The sequence below is a fragment of the Microbacterium sp. KHB019 genome (genome assembly GCF_037285405.1).
GTDB lineage: Bacteria > Actinomycetota > Actinomycetes > Actinomycetales > Microbacteriaceae > Microbacterium.
On sequence record NZ_JBBDHF010000001.1, the window covers coordinates 1,166,897 to 1,187,456 of the forward strand.

Annotated in this window: 20 protein-coding genes; 8 read left to right on the top strand and 12 right to left on the bottom strand. The window is 68.2% G+C overall.

Features of this window, described 5'->3' with window-relative positions:
* Positions 1–3: 3 nt before the first annotated feature.
* Genes KHB019_RS05605 through KHB019_RS05635 form a run of 7 tightly spaced genes read right to left on the bottom strand, consistent with a single transcriptional unit; the run spans position 4 to position 6,622 of the window.
* Entirely contained in the window at positions 4–1,170 is a 1,167-nt protein-coding gene (locus KHB019_RS05605) for a hypothetical protein (RefSeq protein WP_337458270.1), read from the bottom strand.
* 3 nt (positions 1,171–1,173) lie between these two features.
* Positions 1,174–1,638: a hypothetical protein gene (locus tag KHB019_RS05610; RefSeq protein WP_325470970.1), complete on the bottom strand. Its 465-nt coding sequence runs from the start codon at positions 1,636–1,638 to the stop codon at positions 1,174–1,176.
* Positions 1,635–2,756 (bottom strand): tRNA (adenosine(37)-N6)-threonylcarbamoyltransferase complex transferase subunit TsaD, encoded by a 1,122-nt coding sequence (gene tsaD, locus KHB019_RS05615; RefSeq protein WP_337458271.1) that lies wholly within the window; start codon positions 2,754–2,756, stop codon positions 1,635–1,637. Before tsaD ends, KHB019_RS05610 begins: the two co-directional genes overlap by 4 nt.
* Positions 2,753–3,199 (bottom strand): ribosomal protein S18-alanine N-acetyltransferase, encoded by a 447-nt coding sequence (gene rimI / locus KHB019_RS05620; RefSeq protein WP_337458272.1) that lies wholly within the window; start codon positions 3,197–3,199, stop codon positions 2,753–2,755. The genes tsaD and rimI overlap by 4 nt, the downstream gene beginning before the upstream one ends.
* Positions 3,199–3,819, bottom strand: coding sequence for a tRNA (adenosine(37)-N6)-threonylcarbamoyltransferase complex dimerization subunit type 1 TsaB (gene tsaB / locus KHB019_RS05625; protein ID WP_337458273.1), 621 nt, complete (start codon positions 3,817–3,819; stop codon positions 3,199–3,201). Before tsaB ends, rimI begins: the two co-directional genes overlap by 1 nt.
* Positions 3,816–4,967: a hypothetical protein gene (locus KHB019_RS05630; RefSeq protein ID WP_337458274.1), complete on the bottom strand. Its 1,152-nt coding sequence runs from the start codon at positions 4,965–4,967 to the stop codon at positions 3,816–3,818. The genes tsaB and KHB019_RS05630 overlap by 4 nt, the downstream gene beginning before the upstream one ends.
* The gene (locus tag KHB019_RS05635) at positions 4,964–6,622 is read right to left on the bottom strand and encodes a sensor histidine kinase (protein WP_230104076.1); all 1,659 of its coding nucleotides are present in this window, start codon (positions 6,620–6,622) and stop codon (positions 4,964–4,966) included. Before KHB019_RS05635 ends, KHB019_RS05630 begins: the two co-directional genes overlap by 4 nt.
* Before the next feature lie 163 nt (positions 6,623–6,785).
* Between KHB019_RS05635 and KHB019_RS05640 the strand changes: the two genes are divergently transcribed.
* Entirely contained in the window at positions 6,786–9,107 is a 2,322-nt protein-coding gene (locus tag KHB019_RS05640) for a glycosyltransferase family 2 protein (protein ID WP_337458275.1), read from the top strand.
* Entirely contained in the window at positions 9,104–10,711 is a 1,608-nt protein-coding gene (locus tag KHB019_RS05645) for a chitinase (RefSeq protein ID WP_337458276.1), read from the top strand. The genes KHB019_RS05640 and KHB019_RS05645 overlap by 4 nt, the downstream gene beginning before the upstream one ends.
* A 55-nt stretch (positions 10,712–10,766) precedes the next feature.
* On the opposite strand, the gene KHB019_RS05650 is transcribed toward KHB019_RS05645, so the two are convergent.
* The 5 genes from KHB019_RS05650 to KHB019_RS05670 form a co-directional block, all read right to left on the bottom strand.
* Complete coding sequence (locus KHB019_RS05650) at positions 10,767–11,636, bottom strand: response regulator transcription factor (RefSeq protein WP_230104073.1); 870 nt, start codon at positions 11,634–11,636, stop codon at positions 10,767–10,769.
* A gap of 120 nt (positions 11,637–11,756) precedes the next feature.
* Positions 11,757–12,128 (bottom strand): flagellar assembly protein FliW, encoded by a 372-nt coding sequence (gene fliW, locus KHB019_RS05655; RefSeq protein WP_230104072.1) that lies wholly within the window; start codon positions 12,126–12,128, stop codon positions 11,757–11,759.
* Positions 12,125–13,006, bottom strand: coding sequence for a flagellar hook-associated protein FlgL (flgL, locus tag KHB019_RS05660; protein WP_337458277.1), 882 nt, complete (start codon positions 13,004–13,006; stop codon positions 12,125–12,127). Before flgL ends, fliW begins: the two co-directional genes overlap by 4 nt.
* A gap of 13 nt (positions 13,007–13,019) precedes the next feature.
* The gene (gene flgK, locus KHB019_RS05665; RefSeq protein WP_337458278.1) at positions 13,020–14,429 is read right to left on the bottom strand and encodes a flagellar hook-associated protein FlgK; all 1,410 of its coding nucleotides are present in this window, start codon (positions 14,427–14,429) and stop codon (positions 13,020–13,022) included.
* 28 nt (positions 14,430–14,457) lie between these two features.
* A complete protein-coding gene (locus KHB019_RS05670; protein ID WP_337458279.1) occupies positions 14,458–14,940 on the bottom strand; it encodes a flagellar protein FlgN in 483 nt (160 codons plus the stop codon).
* Between the two features lie 197 nt (positions 14,941–15,137).
* Between KHB019_RS05670 and KHB019_RS05675 the strand changes: the two genes are divergently transcribed.
* The 6 genes from KHB019_RS05675 (at position 15,138) to KHB019_RS05700 (ending at position 20,457) form a co-directional block, all read left to right on the top strand.
* Positions 15,138–15,950 (top strand): sigma-70 family RNA polymerase sigma factor, encoded by an 813-nt coding sequence (locus tag KHB019_RS05675; protein WP_230104068.1) that lies wholly within the window; start codon positions 15,138–15,140, stop codon positions 15,948–15,950.
* A 72-nt stretch (positions 15,951–16,022) separates the two neighbouring features.
* Positions 16,023–17,363: an HNH endonuclease signature motif containing protein gene (locus KHB019_RS05680; RefSeq protein WP_337458280.1), complete on the top strand. Its 1,341-nt coding sequence runs from the start codon at positions 16,023–16,025 to the stop codon at positions 17,361–17,363.
* A 120-nt stretch (positions 17,364–17,483) separates the two neighbouring features.
* A complete protein-coding gene (locus KHB019_RS05685) occupies positions 17,484–18,353 on the top strand; it encodes a flagellin N-terminal helical domain-containing protein (protein WP_337458281.1) in 870 nt (289 codons plus the stop codon).
* Between the two features lie 79 nt (positions 18,354–18,432).
* Entirely contained in the window at positions 18,433–19,794 is a 1,362-nt protein-coding gene (gene fliD, locus KHB019_RS05690; protein ID WP_337458282.1) for a flagellar filament capping protein FliD, read from the top strand.
* A gap of 4 nt (positions 19,795–19,798) precedes the next feature.
* A complete protein-coding gene (fliS, locus tag KHB019_RS05695; RefSeq protein WP_337458283.1) occupies positions 19,799–20,194 on the top strand; it encodes a flagellar export chaperone FliS in 396 nt (131 codons plus the stop codon).
* A complete protein-coding gene (locus KHB019_RS05700; protein WP_230104064.1) occupies positions 20,191–20,457 on the top strand; it encodes a hypothetical protein in 267 nt (88 codons plus the stop codon). Before fliS ends, KHB019_RS05700 begins: the two co-directional genes overlap by 4 nt.
* Positions 20,458–20,560: the final 103 nt, after the last annotated feature.

A 20,560-nucleotide genomic window follows, 5' to 3' on the forward strand; every position in this document is an offset into this window, starting at 1 on the left:
GACCTACTCGCCGGTCTTGTCGTCGATCTCCGGATCGTCGCTGAAGAGGTCGTCGAACATCGGGTCGTCGCCGGAAGGATCGATCACATCCCCGGTCTCGGAGTCGACCGTGGTCGGCGCCGGATGACGGACGACCGTGAACTGCGGGCCGCGCATCTCCGTCTGCGAGAGGATGTAGTCCGTCGGCACACCGTCCACGGTGGTGCTCAGCGCGACGTCGACCCCGACGTCCTCCGCGCAGTCGTCCAAGACCTGGTCGTCGATGATGGCGATGATGCACAGGCCCTGGCCCGCCCAGTCGTACCAGATGTTCGTGTCGCCATCGCTGCCGATGATGCTGAGGTTCTCCGGCCTGTACCCGGCCGCCTCGATCTGCCTCAGCTGCGCGAGCTCAGCATCGGAGTACTGGGACTCCCAGTCCCAGTCGTCACTGGACTGGAGTTGGATGTACGGCACGAGCTCACCGTCGACGGTGCGCAGCACCGCGGCGGACAGGGATCGTCCGGCGTTCTCCTGCCCGTCGGGGACGGTGATCGAGGTGGATGGCCACCAGCCGTTCTTCTCGAGCTCCTCGTATGTCGTGCAGCTGCTCGAGGTGCGGTCGGACAGCGTGATGATGACGCACGTATCCTCGCCGTTCGAACGCTCGGCCCGCCAGACGACGGCGCCGTGCTGTTCGGCCATGGCGACGACCGTGCCCGGATCGTATTGCTTCTCGAGTTCTGCGCGTTGGTCGCCGTGAGCGGCGGTCAGCGCGAACGACCGCGCATCCCAGCCCCAGATCGCCCACCCGATGCCGAACCCGATCGCGAGGATTCCGGCGATGGATGCCGCGAGCACGGGCCAGCGGCGGCGAGCTGCGGCCGGAGCTTGTGTGGAGGCTTCGGCGCGCTCCGCGTGCTCAGCCCGTGGTTCCTGAGCCTGTCGAAGGGTCGTCTCGCTGCTGCGCTCCTCGCTCAACGACCCGAAGAGGTCTTCCTGCGGGTCGTCTTCCGGCGAGTCGTCTTCGTGCGGGTCGTTGAGCGGAGGCGGCGAAGTCGCCGCAGACGGCCGAAGCCGCCCCTCGAGCTCCTGCAAGCGCGCAAGCTCGTCCGCCGACAGGTCTCCGCCAGGGCCGTAGGCCTTGGCACGCAGCATCCGCAGCTCTGCGGAGGAGTCGGCGTCCGGCATCCTTTATCCCACTCTCTCGAGCTGCATCCCGGCCCAGATGAGCCAGCCCAGGCTGAAGAGCGTGGCTGCGAGGCCGAGCACCAGGGCCCAGGTCGAGATCGCCCGGCTCTCGACCGGCCGCCGCAGCGACATGATCGCGGCGATCACGGCGATGATCGCGAGCGGGATGCCCCACCCGACGAACCACGAGGCGACGAGCGCCACGATCGCGGCGACGAGGGCCCACGGAGCGAGACGACTGTTGTCGTCGGCGGAAGGCTCATCGTGCGGGGCCCACTGCACCGCCCCCATGCCCGCCGTGTCGGCCGGGCCGCTGGCGACCAGGGGTTCCGTGCTCACGGGTCCGGTGGGCATCTTCGTGTACTCACCGCGGGGGGCGCCAGGAACACGGGCGCGATCGGCCGGATGCTCGACCTCGGGGTGCGGAGGCTCGACCTGCGGCTGCTTCTGCGGTTCCAGGTCGCTCATGCGGCGCTCCCCTGGGTCTCGACGCGCTCGGCGACCTGGATCTCGGTGACGGGCAGCGTCGAGTCCGCACCGAACGCGAGCGTGGAGGGACGGCGTCCGGAGGCGATGAGATCGGCGGCGAGAGCGGCGATCATCGCGCCGTTGTCGGTGCACAGGCTCAGCGGCGGGATGCGCACCGTGACACCGGCGGACTCTGCACGCTGGATCGCGACCTCCCGGAGGCGCTTGTTGGCGATGACGCCTCCGCCGAGCAGCAGCCGCGGCACACCGCGGTCAGCGCACGCGGCGAGCGCCTTGGTGACGAGCACGTCGACGACCGCCTCGCGGAAGCTCGCGGCGACATCGGCGCGCTGCGACGCGCTCAGGGCGCGACCGGCGTCCTCCTCGCGCTCGACCCACCGCGCGACAGCGGTCTTCAGTCCAGAGAACGAGAAGTCGTAGCGGTGCTTCGCCATGTCGGTGGCCTTCGACAGCCCACGAGGGAAGCGGATCGCCTTCGGGTCGCCGGCTCCGCTCGGCGAGGAATCGGCTGCGCGATCGATCTCTGGTCCGCCGGGATACGGCAGCGAGAGCAGGCGGGCGACCTTGTCGAATGCCTCGCCGGCTGCGTCGTCGATCGTCTCGCCGAGCAGCTCGACGTCCGTCGTGAGATCGCGCACGTGCAGGAGCGACGTGTGTCCGCCCGAGACCAGCAGCGCGATGGTCGGGTACTCCAGCGGCTCGGACTCCGGCGTCACGATGTCGGCGGCGATGTGCCCGACCAGGTGGTTGACGGCGTACAGCGGCTTGTTCAGCGAGACCGCGAGCCCCTTCGCCGCGCCGACGCCCACCATGAGGGCTCCGGCGAGACCCGGGCCGCTGGTGACGGCGATGGCATCGAGATCGTGGAGCGAGACCTGCGCCTCGGCGAGTGCGGCATCGATCGTCGGCTGCAGCGCTTCCAGGTGCGCGCGGGCGGCGACCTCCGGCACGACGCCGCCGTAGCGGGCGTGCTCCTCCATGCTCGACGCGATGGTGTTCGAGAGCAGAGTGCGACCCCGGACGATGCCGATCCCGGTCTCGTCGCAGCTCGTCTCGATGCCCAGCACCAGGGGTTCCAAGACCAGTGGTTCGTTCATGCCAGTTTCACCTTCATCACGATGGCATCCACGTCGTCGGGCTGGTAGTACCGGGGTCGACGGCCGATCTCCTCAAAGCCCTCGGACAGGTACAGCCCTTCGGCGGACGGGTTGTCGGCTCGCACCTCGAGGAACACCTCGCGCGCCCCGCGGGCAGCGGCCTCGGCAAGCAGCGTTCGCAGCATGGCGCGCCCCCTGCCCTGTCCCCTGCGCGTCTCGGCGAGCGCGATCGTCTGGATGTCGGCATCCGCGTTTCCTGGAATGGATCGGAGCCCGGCGTACCCGATCACGGCGCCGGCGTCCTCATCGACGATGTAGTGGCTGTACGCGGTGGCGAGTTCGGCGGCCATGGACTCGCTGCTCCAGGCGTCGGTGGGGAACGAGGCGTTCTCGAGCGCCATGATCGCGTCGAGGTCGGCTGGCGTCGCGGTGCGGATGGTCATCAGCTCACCCGCTTCGGCGCGCCGGGGACGGTGACGTCCGGCTGGCGCAGGTAGATCGGCTCGACGCCGGTGAGCTCGCGGCCTGCGCGGGCCGCGAGCATCCCGACACGGGCGAGGGCGCCGGCGTCGAGTGTCGCCACCTCGATCTGGTGGATGCCGTCGAGCCGCGCATCCGCACCGGACCTGGGCACGAGGACGGTGGGTTCGACGAGATTCGGGATGCCGTCGGCATCCACCCCGTCGAAGACGGAGATCGCCACCTCGCGGCGGCGGGCGTCGGTGACGATCGCGAAGCGGGTCTCCGGAGCCTCCGCCTCGAGGATGGAGAGGGCCGCGGCGAAGTGGCTGGGGACGGGGACGACGGGGATGCCGCGACCGATCGCGAACGCTCGTGCCGTGGCGATTCCGATCCGCAGGCCGGTGAAAGGGCCGGGCCCCATCCCGGCCACGACATGCGTGATGACGCCATCGCCGATATCGCTCACAGTCCGTTCCAGCAGGGTGCCGATGACCTCGGCGTGTCCGAGCGGATCGGGGCTGCAGGCGTCGGCGCGCACCTGACCGTCGGAATCGATGAGGGCGACGGCCGTACCCAGCGAGGTGTCGACGGCGAGGATCACCTCTCCAGGGTAGTCGGCGCCTTCTTCACCCGCTCCCAGCGATCGCCGCCCTCGTCGCGCGCGCGGGCGGCGGCCTGCGCTGCAGCTTCGATGAGCTCGTCGTAGTCGTAGCCGACGACGCTCACACCGGCCCATCCGACGCTGGCGGACAGGCGTATGCCCGCGCTGGCACCAGCGCCTCCGATGGTGGAGATCCGCCGAAGCATCGTGCGCACATGGTGCTGCACCGACTCGTCGCTGCCGTGGATGATGACGATGCAGCGGTCGTCGTCGACGCGATCCGCATCGGCCGCGGCGGGGAGGCTGTCGATGATGTCGTCGTGGAACCGGTCGACGATCCGTCCGAAGCCCACGCCGGTGGTGGATTCACGCAGATCGGCCGTGTCGTCCAGGCGCACGTCGAGGATCGACCAGGCCTGATCGCCGTGCAGACGCGCCTTCTGCAGCCGGCGTCGGGCGCGCACGGCTCCGAGCGCGGCGGTGTCGACCTGCTGGCCGTCGGCTCGGACCAGCAGCACCAGCGTGAACGCCGCGCACACGCTCGTCACGAGCGTGCCGACGCTGTTGATCTCCCGGAGCACGTCGAGCTGCACTGACAGGCTGAGCTCCGTGTCGAACAGCGCAGCCGCTCCGCCCACGACCGCGAGTATCGCGAACGCGCAGGACGCCAAAGCGAGGGGCAGTTTGATGTCACGGCGGGGGCTGGGGTTGCGGAAGAGCTCGTACGCGATGAGCGCCGCGAACACGCCGGCGGCCAAGAAAACGGCACGGAACACGGGCTGGAAACCCGGACCGTCGGCCGACACGGCGAGAACCGCAGGCACGATCAGGACGAACGCCACGACCGGCCACCAGATCGGACGCTTGCCGAAATGCATGCGCAGGCCCAGCCAGATGATCGGCTCGAAGCAGATCATGAACCCGGATGCCGCGGCCTGCAGCACGGCCGAGTCCATCTGCTGAGCCCCGACCCAGAGGTATGTCCCGAGCAGACCGAGGCCGAACGCGACGCCCCACGTGATCGTGGCGCGACTGGGACGAGCGAGTGTGATCAGACCGAACACGAGCGCCGTGACGAGAGTCACCATCGCGACGAGCCCCGTCGAGGCGTCGACGCGGATGGCGTCGTGAGCGGCGTTGACGATCATGCTGGCTCTCTTTCGTCTGTGCGCTGCGTCGCACGCTGTGTCGAGTGCTCAGCCGAGGCGTGCGTCGACCGCTCCTCGCGCTGGCGCGGGAACCGCAGCGTGACGCTGGTCCCGACGCCCGGCTCGCTGGTGATGTCGATGGTGCCGCAGTGCGCGGTGATGATGTCTCGCGCGATCCCCATGCCGAGGCCCGTTCCGGGGATGCCGCCCGATCTGGCCTCATCGGCACGGAAGTACGGGTCGAACAGGTGCTCGAGCTCGTCCGGGGCGATGCCGAGACCCGTGTCGGTGATCGTGACCTCGGCCCTGCTCTCGTCGTCCACGCCCAGGTCGATCCCGATGCGACCGTTCGCCGGTGTGTACTTGACGGCGTTGCTGAGCAGGTTGTCGATCACCTGTCGCAGTCGGAACGCGTCCCCGTAGATGAGCAGGGTGTCGCGACCCGTGACCTCGATCGTGTGCCCCTGGCTCGTCGCGGTCGGGTGGTAGCTGGCGACTGAGGCGTCGACCACCTGACGCAGATCGACGGGCTCGGAGAGCACGACCGGCTCGTCCTTGGACTCGTCGAGCGCGGTGGACACCAGTCGCAGCATCCGCTCGCCGGCATTCGCGACGACCTCGAGCTGCGCGACGACGTCGGAGGGCAGATCGTCGCGTTCCAGCATCAGGTCTACGTGTCCGATGACGGCCGTGAGCGGATTGCGCACCTCGTGCGAGACGATCGCCGAGACGTTGCGACGGTTCTCGGCCGCTTCGAGCGCCTCGGTGACGTCGTCGATGATGATGAGCGTCGTGCGCTGCGCGTCGGATGCCCCTGCGAGCTGCTGCGTGCTCACCTGCAGTGCCCTCCACCGGCCCTGGCTGTCGTACAGCCACACTCGCTCTCCGCGCATGAGCTCGCAGCGCGCCGCTCGGGCGAGGACCGTCTGATCCGGAGGGAGCGGCTCTCCGCGGCGGTCGTCGTACTCGACCGCCGGCGAAGGGAGGGTCGCGCCGAAACGATCGCGTCCGTAGAGCGAACGGTAGGCATCGTTCATCCGCTGGATGACGCCGTCCTCGCCGATCGCTGCCAGAGCAGTATCCAGCACGTCGATGATCTGCGTGACGCGCTGCTGGTGCGTCTCGGCGCGCGTCGCAGCCGTGTTCACCTGTTCGGACTGCCGCTGCAGCAGGCGTCGGGCTGCGCGCGAGCGCTGGGTGCCGATCCGCAGTGTGGTGCCGAGGAAGCCGAGGGTGATCACCACGATGAGCACCCGCAGCATCATCTGCGCCGGATCGCCAGGGTGGTTGCCGAACGCGATGAGGCACACGCTGATGAAGGCGATGCCGATGAACACCCAGGGCATGGTGAAGTACGTTGCGAGCCAGGTGACCGGGAACACCCACAGGAAGCCGAGTCGAATGTCGGGTGTGCTCGTGGTCAGGCCGATCGCGAAGGCGTCCAGCAGAGGGACGCTGACGGCCGCGATGGCGGGCAGCCGGTCCCAGGGAACCATGATCGTGGCGAGTGTGATGAGGATGACCAGCGCGAAACCGGCGACGACCAAGGGGGTCGCGAACGTCGCCGGCCGGAAGGCCGCGATCATCACTGCGATGGCGACGATGCCGCCCGTGAAGATCAACTGCCAGCGCCAGATCGATGGCGTGCGGACCATGCGTGCTCGCCTCTCGGAACGGATACTCAAGTCTGCCGCAAGATTACTCAAAGAACGGCTCGACTGCGTTCCCACGGCGCACGCCTGATCATACGATCATGAGCGGGAATCTGAGGCCGCGGTGATGGGGCACCGCGGCCTCAGTGGCGCGAGAGGGACATGAATGAGCAGCACGAACGGTCATACGGCCACGCCGCGACGCCGCAGGCAGTGGGGCACGGAGAAGACACATGCTCCGCTTCCCGCCGTACACGCGCGTCCGTCGACGCGCAAGCTCGTCCTGGCGCGAGTGGCGATCTGGCTCACCATCGCGGCGTGGATCCTCTACGTGCTCACCGTTCTGCTCACGCTGTTCCTGGCGGGCGAGTTCGACACCACCTGGCGCATGATCGAGGCGGCGTCCTACATCGTCGTGGTGTCGTTCCTCACCTTCTCCGCCCTGATGTATCTGCTCGCCCGCTACGGGGCGTTCCAGCGGTTCCGCACGCACCGGCGCACGGCGCGCGCCGAGCTCGACCGGCACTTCTCGGTCGATCATCGTCCCTTGACCGTGCTCGTCCCCTCCTACGCGGAGGAGCCGGGCGTCATCCGCAAGACGCTGTGGTCGGCCGCGCTGCAGGAGTACCCCGAGATGCGCGTGGTGCTGCTCATCGACGATGACCCGTACCCGAGCAACCCCGAGACGCGCGACAAGCTGAACGCCACACGCGCCGTGACGGCAGAGATCGCCTACGCCCTGCACGAGCCGCGCGAGCGCGCCGTCGACGCGCTCGCCTTCTTCGAGAGCATCCGCGATCTGCCTGGCATCGCGGAGGACGCCCTCCCCGATCTCATCGACCAGCACTGGCTCGCGATCACCTGGCTGCGGGACTTCGCGGATGCCGAACCCCGCGAGGACCACGTCGACGACTTCTTCGTGGAGGAGATCCTTCGAGGCCTGGCCGATGATCTGGAATCGACCGCCGTCGCGCTCGAGATGGCTGCGGCCGAAGGCTCGGCGCCGACCCCTGAGCGGGTCCACGAGCTCTACCGCCGCCTGGTGTGGATCTTCTCCGTGGAGATGACCTCGTTCGAGCGCAAGCGCTACGCATCGCTCTCGCACGAGGCGAACAAGGCCATGAACCTGAACGCCTACATCGGCCTGCTGGGGGGCCGGTTCGTCGAGCACGTCACTCCGGACGGCGTGATGCTGCGGCCCGCACCGGGAGGCGCTGCGGCCGATCTCGAGATCCCGTACTCCGACTTCGTGCTGACCCTCGACGCCGACTCCCTGCTGCTGCGCGACTACTGCCTGCGGCTGGTGCACTTCCTCGAGCAGCCCGAGAACGCGAACGTCGCCGTGACCCAGACGCCCTACTCGTCGTTCCGCAACGCCCCGACGCGCATCGAACGCCTCGCGGGGGCGACCACCGACGTGCAGCACATCCTGCATCAGGGCATGACGAAGTACAACGCGACTTTCTGGGTCGGCGCCAACGCCGTGATCCGCATGGAGGCGCTCGACGACATCCTCGAGATCGAGAGCATCGACGGCATCGAAGTCCGTCGCTACGTGCAGGACCGCACCGTCATCGAAGACACCGAGTCGAGCGTCGACCTCACCCTCTTCGGCTGGAAGCTCGTCAACTATCCGGAGCGTCTCAGCTACAGCGCCACTCCCCCTGACTGGGGCTCGCTGATCGTGCAGCGCCGCCGGTGGGCCAACGGCGGTCTGCTCATCCTGCCCAAGATGTGGCGACAGATGCGCGACAGCCGGCGGCTGCACAAGCCGCTCGGCACGGCCGAGATCTCCCTGCGGATGAACTACATGGCCTCGATCGCCTGGGCGAGCTTCGGCTTGATCTTCCTGCTCGTCTATCCGTACGACAACAGGCTCGTGAGCCCGTTCATCCTCTTCGGAGCCCTGCCGTACTTCCTGGCCATGTCCAGCGATCTCCACTACAGCGGATACAAGCGCACCGACATCTTCCGGATCTACGGCTTCAACCTCATCCTGCTGCCGGTGAACCTGGCCGGCGTCCTCAAATCGCTGCAGCAGGGCATGACGGGTCGCAAGATCCCGTTCGCCCGCACACCGAAGGTCAAGGACCGCACGAGCTCGCCGCTGCTGTACATCATCAGCCCGGTGGCGATCATCGCGTACTCGGCATTCATCGCCTGGCGCAGCTACCAGGACGCGTCCTGGTGGACCCTCGCATTCTCGGCCTTCAACGCGATCTGCGCTGCCTGGGCGTTCCTCGGGAACATCGGCATCCGCAACGGGCTCGTCGACACCTGGATCGGGCTGACCGACTGGATGTACGTCGACATCGAGCGTCCGGAGCCTGCGGAGCAGACGAAGGATGCCACGCCGGACTGGCGGGCGATGCTGCACGAGGGGCACCCGGCACCTGGGACGTCCGCACCGCGCGCGACAGCGCAGGAGCGACCCCTCGTCGAGCCGGAGCAGGCCGATGCACGCTCCGAGCTGGAGCTGCGCTCGTGAGCGGCGCCGAAGGGCAGGAGGGACTGGAGTTGTCCGAAGATCAGCCGACGCAGGAGCCGAAGGACCGGCCGAGCCGGGAGCGCGCACCCCGTCAGGGACGCCATGCCGGCAAGCGTCTGTCTCCCTGGCGCGTGCTCCTGGGCATCGCCGTCGTCCTCGTCGTCGCGACCGGAGCCGTGGCGGTGCCGTGGTACCTCACGCGGGCCGATCCCGCGATCGCGGAGACGGCGGGCCCGCAATGGTTCGGCGGCTACTTCGATGTGACGGCGGCGGACGTCTCGATGTCGCCGACCGTCGGCGACGGCAATGACGACACGATCGTGCTCGGGTTCATCGTCGCGTCCAGCGCGACGCGGTGCGCTCCGTCCTGGGGCACCTTCTACAGCCTCTCCGAGGCCGGCGCGAAGCTCGACCTCGATCGCCGGATCGACGGCATGCGGCGCGACGGCGCTCACGTGGCGGTGTCGTTCGGCGGCGCGCTGAATCAGGAGCTCGCCGTCGCCTGCGACACCACCTCGTCGCTGATGCAGGCGTACTCGCGGGTGATCGACCGGTACTCGATCACCACGATCGATCTCGACCTCGAGGGCGAAGGACTCGAGAATGTCGAGGCCGGCGCCCGCCGCGCGGCGGCCATCGCGGCGCTGCAGCGTCAGCGAGAGGCGTCCGACGGCGCTCTCGACGTCTGGGTGACCCTGCCCACCGCGCCGACGGGCCTGACCGCATCCGGTGTCAACGCGGTCCAGCAGCTGCTGGAGGCCGGCGTCGACCTCGCCGGCGTGAACGTCATGACCATGGACTACGGCACTGATCTCGGCGACGCGACCATGGCGGAGACGTCGATGCAGGCGCTGAACGGCGTGCACGACCAGCTGACGACGCTCTACCGCAGCCTGCGGGTGCCGCTGCCGGCGGCCGGCGCCTGGGCCGTTATGGGCGCGACGCCCATGATCGGGCAGAACGACGTCCGCGAGGAGGTGTTCACCCTCGACGACGCCGCAGCATTGAGCGACTTCGCCCAGCAGAAGCAGCTCGCGCGGATGTCGATGTGGTCGATCAACCGCGACCGTACCTGCGGACCCAACTATCCAGACGTGTCGATCGTGTCCGACTCGTGCAGCGGCGTCGAGCAGGCCGGGGAGACCTTCGCCGGCATCCTCTCGACCGGCTACGACGACTCGCCGTCGGATGCCGCAGCCACCCCGGCCGCGACGCCGGTGCCGGACGACCCCGAGACCAGCCCGTACCCGATCTGGTCGGAGGACGCCTCGTACTCGCACGATGTTCGCGTCGTGTGGCACGGATACGTCTACGCGGCCAAGTGGTGGGTCAGCGGAGGACCTCAGCCGGATGACCCGACCCAGACGGCCGAGACGACGTCATGGGTGCTGGTGGGCCCCGTGCTGCCGGAGGACGAACCGTACGCGCTGCCGACGGTTCCCGCAGGGACGTATCCGGAGTGGAATTCGGGTCAGGTCTACCAGAAGGGCGCCAGAGTCGTCGTCGACGACGTTCCGTTCGAGGCCCAGTGGTGGACTCAGGCGGAGGATCCGCTGGAGGGCATCACCGACCACGACCGCTCACCGTGGGAGGTCGTCGACTGACGGGCGCCGCCGGGTATCCGCCAGACGCACGACGCCCGCCGGACGGCGGGCGTCGTCAGATGATGGCGGGAACCTCGGCTGGTGTGAGCCGATAGCCGACGCCCCGGACCGTCTCGATGTAACGCGGCTCGACCGTGTTGTCGCCGATCTTGCGACGCAGATTGGTCATGTGCGCCTCGATAGCGCGCTTGTCCGGCTCTCCGACGTAGTACGACGTCGAGCCGAAGGCCTCCCCGCGCAGGACGAGGGCGAGGTCCGCCTTGCTCCGCACACGGCGCTTGGACTCGAGCAGCGTCGCGAGAAGATCGAACTCGGTCGGGGTGAGCTCGACCTCGCGCTGCGAGACGAGGGCGGTGTGGGTCGCGAGGTTCAGGCTGATGTCGCGGTGCGACTCCCAGCGGTCCAGGCTCTCCGGGTCCACGATCGAGATGGATGATGTGGCTGTGGGGTTGCGCGCCGCGGTGGGCACCGGCCCCGTCGTGGCGGCGTCCGCGGACGGCGGGTCGAGGCGGGGGCGTCGCATCAGCGCCTCGATACGTGCACGCAGCTCGCGCGGTCGGAACGGCTTGACGACGTAGTCGTCGGCGCCGGAGCTGAGTCCGAGCACGACGTCGGTCTCCTCGGACAGAGCCGAGAGCATCATGACGAACGAGGAGCTCGTCTTGCGGATGCGACGCACGACCTCGATGCCGTCGATGCCGGGAAGGTTGACGTCGACCGTCGTGATCGCCGGTTCGTGCTCCTTCACAGCGGCGATGCCGTCGAGGCCGGAGCCGGTGAGGACGACCTCGAAGCCGGCTGAGCGGAAGACCGCGTCGAGCAGACTGCGCACGTCCGGATCGTCGTCGATCACCACTGCGACTTTTGGCTGGCCCACGACCGTCGGCTCGAGGTCGATCTCCGATTGCACTGCGACACCGCTCATAGCTGTCCCCTCAGACTCATCGGGGAATGACGTCAAGAGCGCCAACTTCCCGATGCTCGGAATTATAGCCATAGGTCGTAAACATCCGACACCATCTACGACTTAAGTCCACATCGAGTCTCAGCTCAAGGCTGCACGCAGCGGGTAGTCCTGCCCCTCCAGAATCACCTGAGAAGCGACACCGGTGCCGCGGTTCACCACGACCGGAGCGAGGAGATTCACGCTGACGCCATCGGCCGCCGGGTGCGCCACGACGAGCAGCATCGCGTCCTCGGGCGCGGAGAGCGCGAGCTCGTCCGTCTGCTCGTCGGTCAGCATCGGGGCGTAATCGGTCAGCACCGTGCTCGGATCGACGAGGTACAGCCGCAGCTCCGCGTCGTCGACGGCGCGCAGGGTGAACAGTCCATCGGAGCCGTCGACGGGCGTCAGGGCGAAATCCACGTGCGGCGCGAGCCCGGGCGGCGGCGCGACGAAGCTCAGAACGGCGCTCATCGCAGGAAGTCCATGAGGGACGGCTGGAGCACGCGCGCGTTGACGGCGAGAGCGGATCGGTAGACGAGCTCCTGAGCCTGCAGCTTCACCAGCACCTCCACTGAGTCCACATCCTCGACCGCCGCACGGCGCGATTCGAGCGAAACCGAGTTCTGCACAGCCGCCTCCTTGGCGCGTTCGATCTGTGACTGGCGGGTGCCGACCGCGCCCTGGGCACTGAGCATCGCGTCGCGGCGATCATCGATCTCGGCGAGTCGCGGCCCGACGTTCGTCCCGGAGCGCAGATCCGAGATGATGTTGTCGACCAGGGCGAACACCGAGCCCGCCCCCGTGCCGAACACGGCGGCTCCGTCGGTGTCGACCCGAACGGATGCCGTGTCGGAGACGCGGCGCATCACCTGTCCGTCCGATGACCCGCTGTGCGCGTACGCGCTGTCGAACGCCGCGGTGTCGGAGGTGCCGGCGAACACCGAGCGGCCGAGGATCCTCGTATTGGCCTGCGCGAGCAGCTCGTCGCGGATGCCCTCGAGCTCGACCGCGATGGCCTCCTTCGCCGTGGCATCCATCGCGCCGTCGTTCGCGCCCTGGATCGTGAGGTCGCGTACTCGGCCGAGGAGCGCGGTGCTGCGAGTGATCGCGGAGTCGGCGGTGGTCACCCACGCGAGCCCGTCGTCGATGTTGCGCGCGTACTGGTCGTTGCGACGCTGCTCGGCGTGCAGGTCGAGTGCGGCCGCCGCTGCGGCCGGATCGTCGGATGGCGCGGCGAACGCGCGCTGGGACGTCGCCTGCTCCTGGAGCCTCGCGAGCTCCGACAGATTGGACTGCAGATGGCGCATGGCCGTCTGCGTCATCGAGGATGCTGTCACACGGGAGATCATGATGGCCCTTCCATCAGCGTCCGACGACGCCGGTGCGGTTGATCAGGACGTCGAGTGCTTCGTCTACGGCGGTCAGTACTCGTGCTGCGGCCTGATAGGCGGTCTGGTAGGTGAGCAGGCTGATCGTCTCCTCGTCGCCGTCGACGGCGGCGACGGACTGCTGTGCCGCGGCTGCGGTGATGGTCGCGGTCTCGGAGACCCTGGCGCGCTGGATGTCGGCGGCGGTGCTCACGCCCAGGCTCGACACCTGCGCCGCCCAGATCGCGTCGGGGCCGCCGGCGCTGAGACCGATCTGCGAGATGTCGTCGGCATTGCTGGAATCCCAGGCACCGGCGCCGGGCTTCGCGAGCGCGAGCTCCGCGCCGGAGGTCACGACGACGCTCAGCCCGAGCGCAGCGGGGCCGGTGGTGGAGATCGCGAAGAAGTCGCCGCCCGGCTGACCGGAGGAGGTCACCCCCGCGCGGTGCTGCGTGTTGACCGTGCCGGCGAGAGCCGTGGCGACCTCGTTGTACCCGGCGGCGAGCTTCGCCAGCATCCCGCCATCCTCTGCGGGAGCAAGGACCGACAGGTTGCCGCCGAGTTCGCCGCCGACGATCGACACCGGGATGTCGGATGCCGAAGCCCACGACACGGTCATGCGCCCACCCGCGTCGATGGAGGTCGGTCCGCTCAGGGCCAGATGGCGGGCGTCGGAACCGGCGACGAGCGCGTTGCCGTCGATGCGCACTGTGAGCGTGCCGTCGCTTTCGATGCTCGCCTTCCCTCCGGCGAGACGGGCGACGTTCTGCGCGAGCACGCTGCGCTGGTCGATGAGCTCGTTCGCGGAGTGGCCAGAGGCGAGAGCGTTGCGGATCTCACGGTTCAGATCGGCGATCTGGTCCGCGACCGCGTTGACCTGGGTCACGGTGCGCTCTGCCGCCGTTCGGGCGTCCGACCACTGGGTGGCGACCGTGCGGTATCCCCCGGCGATCTGGGCGGCGAGTTCTCCGGCGGATTCCAAGACGACGGATGCTGCCGCTCCAGCGTCAGGCGTGTTGGCGAGATCCTGCCAGCCCGCCCAGAACTGCGAGAGCCGAGCGGCCAGTCCGTCGGCTGTCGGCTCGGCGAGCGCCGCCTCCATCGTGGTGGCGGCAACGGCCCTGGTGGACCAGAAGCCCGACGACGCCAGGGTGTCGCGCACTCGCGCGTCGAGGAGCGCGTCGCCGAGACGCGCCACTCCGTCGATCGAGACCCCGTGCCCCGGTGCCGCTCCGGTGCTGAAGCGGCCGGTGTGCGCCAGGGCGGCGACGGACGAGGTGACCACGCGCTGCCGGGTGTACCCCTCCGTGGTCTGGTTGGCGATGTTCTGGCCGACCACGTCCATTCCACGGCGCGCTGCGGCGAGGCCGCTCGCGGCGGTGGTCAATCCACTGAAAGTCGACATCGTCTCTTCTCTGTCCGATCGCGGTGTGTCAGATCTGGGTGTCGACGATGCGCGCTGAATCGTCTCGCGCACGGACGCCGGCGGTGGTGTACTCCCCCGTGTCCAGGCCGAGGCTGGCGATCGTCTCCTGCGTGGCGCGCATGACGCCGGCCAGCTGGTCGGCGTTCGTGTCGCGAAGCTGCGCGATCTCGGCGGTCAACTGCGTGAGGGCATGCATGTGGTCGGCGAAGACATCGCGCCAGACGCCCTCGGGTGCGTGCTGAAGCAGCTCGCGCAGCGACGAGTCGTCGGCCGCGCCCCATTCCTCTGCCACCGCCGAGACCTCGACGGAGCGTGCGAGCGCGGTCGCGCGCAGACGCTCGAGTACCTGCTCGATCTCACGTGTAGCAAACTGTATCCAGTGCGATCGCCCTGCGGCGAGCAGAAGCTGCTGTTCGTCGAGTTTGAACAGCAGCATCTCCAGCAGTTCACGCTCTCGCCACAACTGCATCGACAGTTCGTTGGCTCCCATTTTTCCTTCCCCAGTACTCCCCAGCGGTGCGCCGAATTTTTTCGGCTCGTTGTACCTCTATCGGCCACCGTGGCCCTAAGGTTACTACCGGGGTATTTGATGGATAGTTCTCCCCATGGACATATCGCTGTGGTAGTGATATGGACGAGACCGAGTTGCAGACGAGCGTTTCGCTCCCATGAGAGGTGGACACCCCCATGTCGCCGCTTGCCGACCGCAATCGCCTCGTCGAGGAGAACCTCCCCCTCGTCGGATACCTCGCAGCAGAGACGCACGCGCGCGCGACGCACATCCCGCGTGAAGAGCTCGCCGCTGTCGGAGCCCTGGCTCTCGTCACCGCGGCCGATGCGTTCGACGCCTCGCTGGGCGTCCCCTTCGGCGCGTATGCGCGCCGTCGCATCCTCGGCGCCTTCGCCGATGAGATGCGCGCCATGGACTGGGCCTCACGCGGCATCCGCAAGCGCATCAAGGAGACGACGGCGGTTCGCGACACGCTGACGGCGGGCCTTGGTCGCACGGCGACGGTCGCAGAGATCGCGACGGCGATGGCGGTTCCGACGGACGTCGTCTCCGAAGCACTGGCCGACGCCTCACGCAGCGTGGTCACGCTCGAAGACCCGTCTGCGCACGCTCTTGCCTCCGACATCCCCCTCCCCGACGAGTCCGCCATGGTGAGCGAACGGCGCGAGGTGCTCGAGCACGCGGTCGCCGCGCTCCCCGAGCGCATGCGCTTCATCGTGCAGGCGGTGTACTTCGACGAGCGCCCGGTGAAGGAGATCGCCGAAGAGCTGGGAGTCTCGCACTCCGCCGTGTCGCAGCAGCGTTCCGAGGCGATGCGCCTGCTGCGTGACGCTCTCGAGCAGTACTTCGCCGACGGAGAGGCGCCGACACCCGTCGCCCGGGTATCGGTCGCCGTCCGGGACGCGTTCTTCGCGCGGATCGCCGAGACCGGCAGCGCCCGCCTGGGGAACGTGTTCCGCGGTGCGCCGGCCGCGTCGGCCATCGCCTGAAAATCCCGGTCAGAGCAAGATTTCTTGGCTTGAACCCCTCCGTTTTTCGAACCTTTGTACTACCATGGATGCATGGAGCAGTACTTCGACGATGTGGACGATCGGCCTCGTGACGCCGCGTTCGCCGTCGAGTCTGCGTTGGCCGATCTGCAGTGCGCCGACATCGATCTGAACCGGTACGCGGCTCGTCGTGCGGGGCAGATCGCGGATGCTGTGGCCCTCGCTCGCCGGAACCCCGAGGTATACGTGCTCGAGTGCGGCCCGGATGCTGCCGATGAGGCCGAGCGGGCGGTGATCTTCGACATCTCGCTGCGGCTGAAGCGGTCTGAGGACGACGTGAGGGCCGAGCTTTCTGTGGTGCAGACGGCTATGCGCCAGTTGCCGAACCTGTGGCACCACGCCCGGGATGGATTCGTGTCGATGCACCTCGTGTCGCGTGCGGTGTGGGCGCTGCGTCGGCTGCGGGCGCCTGTGAACGCCACGCCGGAGCAGCGGGATGCCGCGCGTGCGGCTGCCCACCGGATCGATGAGGAGACGTCGGAGTGGGCGTTCACGTGTTCGCCGGCGAACTTCCTGCGCCGGCTGCGTAGACTGGCCGATCGGCTCGACCAGGAGCCCCGCGAGGTGCGTCATGCCCGCGCGGTGGCGGACCGTCGCGTGGGGTTCGAGCATCTGGATGACGGGGTGAGCTGGATAGGCGCGCTTGTTCCGACGCCCGAGGCTGTGGAGATCCAACAGCGTGTGACCGCGAGCGCGACGCAGGTCAAGAAGAACGACCCGAACGAGGCGCGCACGCTCGCGCAGATCCGCGCCGACTTGTTCTCGGACTGGCTGCGCGGCGTCGGCACCGACCGGGCCTCGAAGACGAAGATCTTCGTCACGGTCCCCGTTCAGCTCCTCGACGGCGCAGCCGCGGATGGCATCGCTGATCTGCCGGTGCCGGAGGCGGAGATCGTCGGTCAGGGTCCGATCGATCCGCTCACCGCGAAGCAGCTGTTCCTCGACACCGGGGTCTTCCGCCGCGTTGTCGTCGACCCGATCCGCAGCGTGGTCGTCGACATGGACCGCCGCAGCCGCCGCGCCACGCCGGCTCAGCGTGATTGGTTGGTTCTGCAGCACGGCACGTGCGCGGTCGACGGGTGCACACGGCTCGCCCTCGACACCGACATCGACCACGAAGTCCCCTGGGCGCAGGGCGGAAAGACCGACCTCGCCGGGCTCCGTCCCCTCTGCCCTCGACACCACACGCTGCGACATCGCGCACGCGCCGTCTTCCGATCACGACCAGACGGATCCGTCGAAGTCACCACGCCGACGGGGTTCCGCAGCTCGGCGCCACCGCCCGAATCCAGGATCGGAGTGAGCCTCACGGCCGATCTCGCCGTTCCCGATCCCGTCGCACCGCCGTTCTGACGGACGCGCACCTCTGTCTAGCGCCCGGCTCTGCCTAACGTCCGGGAGGGTTCCGCCGATAGGTCTGTACGGAGCCCACGGATGGGCTTCAGTACGAACCCAATCACGGAGGAACACACCATGGGTATGCAGATCAACACCAACGTGTCGGCGCTCAACGCCTACCGCAACCTGTCCAGCACGCAGAACGACGTGTCGAAGTCGCTGGAGAAGCTCTCCAGCGGCCTGCGCATCAACCGCGCCGCGGACGACGCCGCCGGCCTCGCGATCTCCGAGGGCCTGCGTTCGCAGGTCAACGGTCTGAACGTCGCCGCGCGCAACGCTCAGGACGGCATCTCGGTCATCCAGACCGCTGAAGGCGCCCTGACCGAGGTCCACTCCATCCTGCAGCGTGTGCGCGACCTTGCGGTGCAGGCCGGTAACGACTCGAACAACGCCGACTCGCGCGCCGCGATCAAGACCGAGGTCACCGGTCTCGTGGATGAGCTCACGCGCATCGCAGATTCGACGAACTTCAACGGTATCCAGCTCCTCAGCGGTGACGTTGACGGTGTCGGTGCCGGCACCGGTGCTGTGCTGAGCTTCCAGGTCGGTGCAGATGGAACTTCAGCAAACCAGATCGAGGTTGACCTCAGCGGTGCCGACATCAAGACGCTTGCTGCGGACCTCAAGACTGCGATCATCACGACTGATGGTTTCGCGGACGCAGCGGCGGCCGCTGGGACGATCACGACAGTCAGCGACGCCATCAAGGACGTTTCGTCGGCTCGCTCTACTCTCGGTGCCGCGCAGAACCGCTTCGAGTCGACGATCAACTCGCTCAACGTCTCGTCGGAGAACCTGGCTGCTGCCGAGAGCCGCATCCGCGACACCGACATGGCGGCCGAGATGGTCAAGTACACCGCTGCGAACATCCTGTCGCAGGCCGGTACGGCGATGCTCGCTCAGGCAAACCAGAGCACGCAGGGCGTTCTTCAGCTCCTGCGTTGATTCGCTCGCTGGTTCCGGGTGGGCGGGAGACCCTCGCCCACCCGGAACCAGCACACGCCACTGATTCGGAAGGGCACCCATGGGTATCGCGCTCGACGGCCTCGTCTCCGGCCTCAAGACTTCAGAGCTCATCGACGCGCTCATGGACGTGCAGGCCATTCCGCGCAACCTCATGAGCGCGAAGTCCGATGACAAGAAGTTCATCATCACCCAGCTGCAGACGCTCAACACCTCTCTGCAGGACCTCGCGGCCAAGGCGAAGAAGGCCGCCTCCGGCGAGAGCATCGCTCAGCTCTCCGCGGCCTCGTCCTCCGAAGCGGTGAAGGTCGCCCTCCGATCCGGAGCATCCGCCGTCACGGCCGACATCGTCGTCGACCGGCTTGCCCAGAAGCACACCGTCGTCACTGCGGCATCCACCCAGTGGCCGGATTCGCCCCCCACCCTCATCCTCGAGAACGCCGCCGGCGAGCGCGTCGAGGTCACGGCCGACTCCTCCTCGATGGCCGACATCGCCCGCGCCATCAACAAGGCCGGAGCCGGCATCTCGGCGACCGTCGTCTCGGCCGGCACGGACGCCGACGGCAACCCCCTCCAGCGCCTTCAGCTCATCGCGACGGAGTCCGGCGCCGATGGCAGCTTCCGCGTCCTCCGTGCGAACGGAGACGACGTCGCCACCGCCCCCGGCGCAGCCGTGGTCGCCACCGGCTCCGACGCGCAGGTGCGGCTGTGGGCCGGCACCGCGGCCGAGCAGGTGATCACATCATCGAAGAACACCTTCACCGATCTGTTCACCGGAGTGGACGTCACCGTCAGCGCAGTCTCGACAGAACCGGTCACCGTGTCCGCTGCCGCTGACGATGCCGCGAGCACGAAGGCCGCCGCCGAGTTCATCAAGCAGGTCGCTTCCCTCCTGACCCGCATCGACAATGGCTCCAAGGCCACGGTCGGCGCGACCGCGGGCGAGACGACGACCCTCGGCGTGTTCACCGGCGACAGCACGATCCGCGCGCTTCGGCAGTCCCTGGCTGACGCGATCCAGCATCCGATCGACGGCACCTCCCCCTCGAGCATCGGCATCTCCATCGACCGCTACGGGGTTCTGACCATCGACGAGACGAAGTTCGCGGCCGCGCTGGCCGACGACCCGACTGCCGTCACCACCATGTTCACCGGTATCGCCGAGCGCGTGCAGCAGACGACCGAGACGTACTCCGACAAGTACGACGGCCTCCTCACCGCGCGGATCACCGGCCAGCAGAGCGAAGTCGACAGCCTGGGCAAGCAGCTCGAGCGCTGGGACCTCCGGCTCGAACAGCGCCGCGCGACGCTGGAGCGCACCTACGCGCGCATGGAGACGATGCTTTCGCAGATGCAGTCCCAGTCCTCCTACCTCACCTCGCAGCTGTCGAGTCTGCCGAGCTACGACACCGGATCGAAGTGATCTCATGAACGCCACAGCCGTACTTCGTGCCCAACAGCGCTACCGTGACGACGCCGTCCTCTCCGCCACCCCCGAGCGTCTCGTCACCATGCTCTACGACAGGCTTCTGCTCGACATCGAACGCGGCGAGAGCGCCCAGCGCGCCGGCGACTGGACCGAGGCGAACACCCAGCTGCAGCACGCCCAGGCCATCGTCGCGGAACTGACCTCGTCGCTGTCGAACGACTGGACCGGCAGCACCGGCCTCCGCGCGCTCTACACGTTCCTGACACAGACCCTCATCGGCGCGAACATCGGCCGCGACCCCGAGCGCACGCGGGCCTGCCACGAGCTGGTCGTCCCGCTGCGTGAGGCCTGGCACGCCGCCGCGGCGGCCGTCACCGAGGCACGAGCATCATGAGCGACGCCTGGGTGGCGCTGCTGGATCGCTTCGAGGCCGATCTCGACGAGGCGACGGCCGTGCTCGCTCCGTGGACCCCGCCGACCACACCGATCCCCGCGCATCTCCACGACCGCGCCCATACGGTGCTGCGCCGGCAGCAGGAGCGGATCGCCCTCATGGGACAGGTGCTCGATGACGTGCGGCACCAGCTCGAAGTCCTGCGAATGGTTCCCGCCGACGGCCGGTGGGATGCCCCGGCCTACCTCGACGTCAACGGCTGAGATACCCGCCTAACGAATTCCTTCCCACCGCCGATAGAGCACTCCGAGCAGGGAACGCTCGCTGACTCGGCCATGGATCGGCCGCACCACCCACCGACGGGAA

Coding starts and splice junctions, on each gene's coding strand:
- KHB019_RS05605 (WP_337458270.1), bottom strand. CDS start 1,170: ATGCCGGACGCCGACTCCTCCGCAGAGCTGCGGATGCTGCGTGCCAAG.
- KHB019_RS05610 (WP_325470970.1), bottom strand. CDS start 1,638: ATGAGCGACCTGGAACCGCAGAAGCAGCCGCAGGTCGAGCCTCCGCAC.
- tsaD (WP_337458271.1), bottom strand. CDS start 2,756: ATGAACGAACCACTGGTCTTGGAACCCCTGGTGCTGGGCATCGAGACG.
- rimI (WP_337458272.1), bottom strand. CDS start 3,199: ATGACCATCCGCACCGCGACGCCAGCCGACCTCGACGCGATCATGGCG.
- KHB019_RS05630 (WP_337458274.1), bottom strand. CDS start 4,967: ATGATCGTCAACGCCGCTCACGACGCCATCCGCGTCGACGCCTCGACG.
- KHB019_RS05635 (WP_230104076.1), bottom strand. CDS start 6,622: ATGGTCCGCACGCCATCGATCTGGCGCTGGCAGTTGATCTTCACGGGC.
- KHB019_RS05640 (WP_337458275.1), top strand. CDS start 6,786: ATGAGCAGCACGAACGGTCATACGGCCACGCCGCGACGCCGCAGGCAG.
- KHB019_RS05650 (WP_230104073.1), bottom strand. CDS start 11,636: ATGAGCGGTGTCGCAGTGCAATCGGAGATCGACCTCGAGCCGACGGTC.
- fliW (WP_230104072.1), bottom strand. CDS start 12,128: ATGAGCGCCGTTCTGAGCTTCGTCGCGCCGCCGCCCGGGCTCGCGCCG.
- flgL (WP_337458277.1), bottom strand. CDS start 13,006: ATGATCTCCCGTGTGACAGCATCCTCGATGACGCAGACGGCCATGCGC.
- flgK (WP_337458278.1), bottom strand. CDS start 14,429: ATGTCGACTTTCAGTGGATTGACCACCGCCGCGAGCGGCCTCGCCGCA.
- KHB019_RS05670 (WP_337458279.1), bottom strand. CDS start 14,940: ATGGGAGCCAACGAACTGTCGATGCAGTTGTGGCGAGAGCGTGAACTG.
- KHB019_RS05675 (WP_230104068.1), top strand. CDS start 15,138: ATGTCGCCGCTTGCCGACCGCAATCGCCTCGTCGAGGAGAACCTCCCC.
- KHB019_RS05680 (WP_337458280.1), top strand. CDS start 16,023: ATGGAGCAGTACTTCGACGATGTGGACGATCGGCCTCGTGACGCCGCG.
- KHB019_RS05685 (WP_337458281.1), top strand. CDS start 17,484: ATGGGTATGCAGATCAACACCAACGTGTCGGCGCTCAACGCCTACCGC.
- fliD (WP_337458282.1), top strand. CDS start 18,433: ATGGGTATCGCGCTCGACGGCCTCGTCTCCGGCCTCAAGACTTCAGAG.
- fliS (WP_337458283.1), top strand. CDS start 19,799: ATGAACGCCACAGCCGTACTTCGTGCCCAACAGCGCTACCGTGACGAC.
- KHB019_RS05700 (WP_230104064.1), top strand. CDS start 20,191: ATGAGCGACGCCTGGGTGGCGCTGCTGGATCGCTTCGAGGCCGATCTC.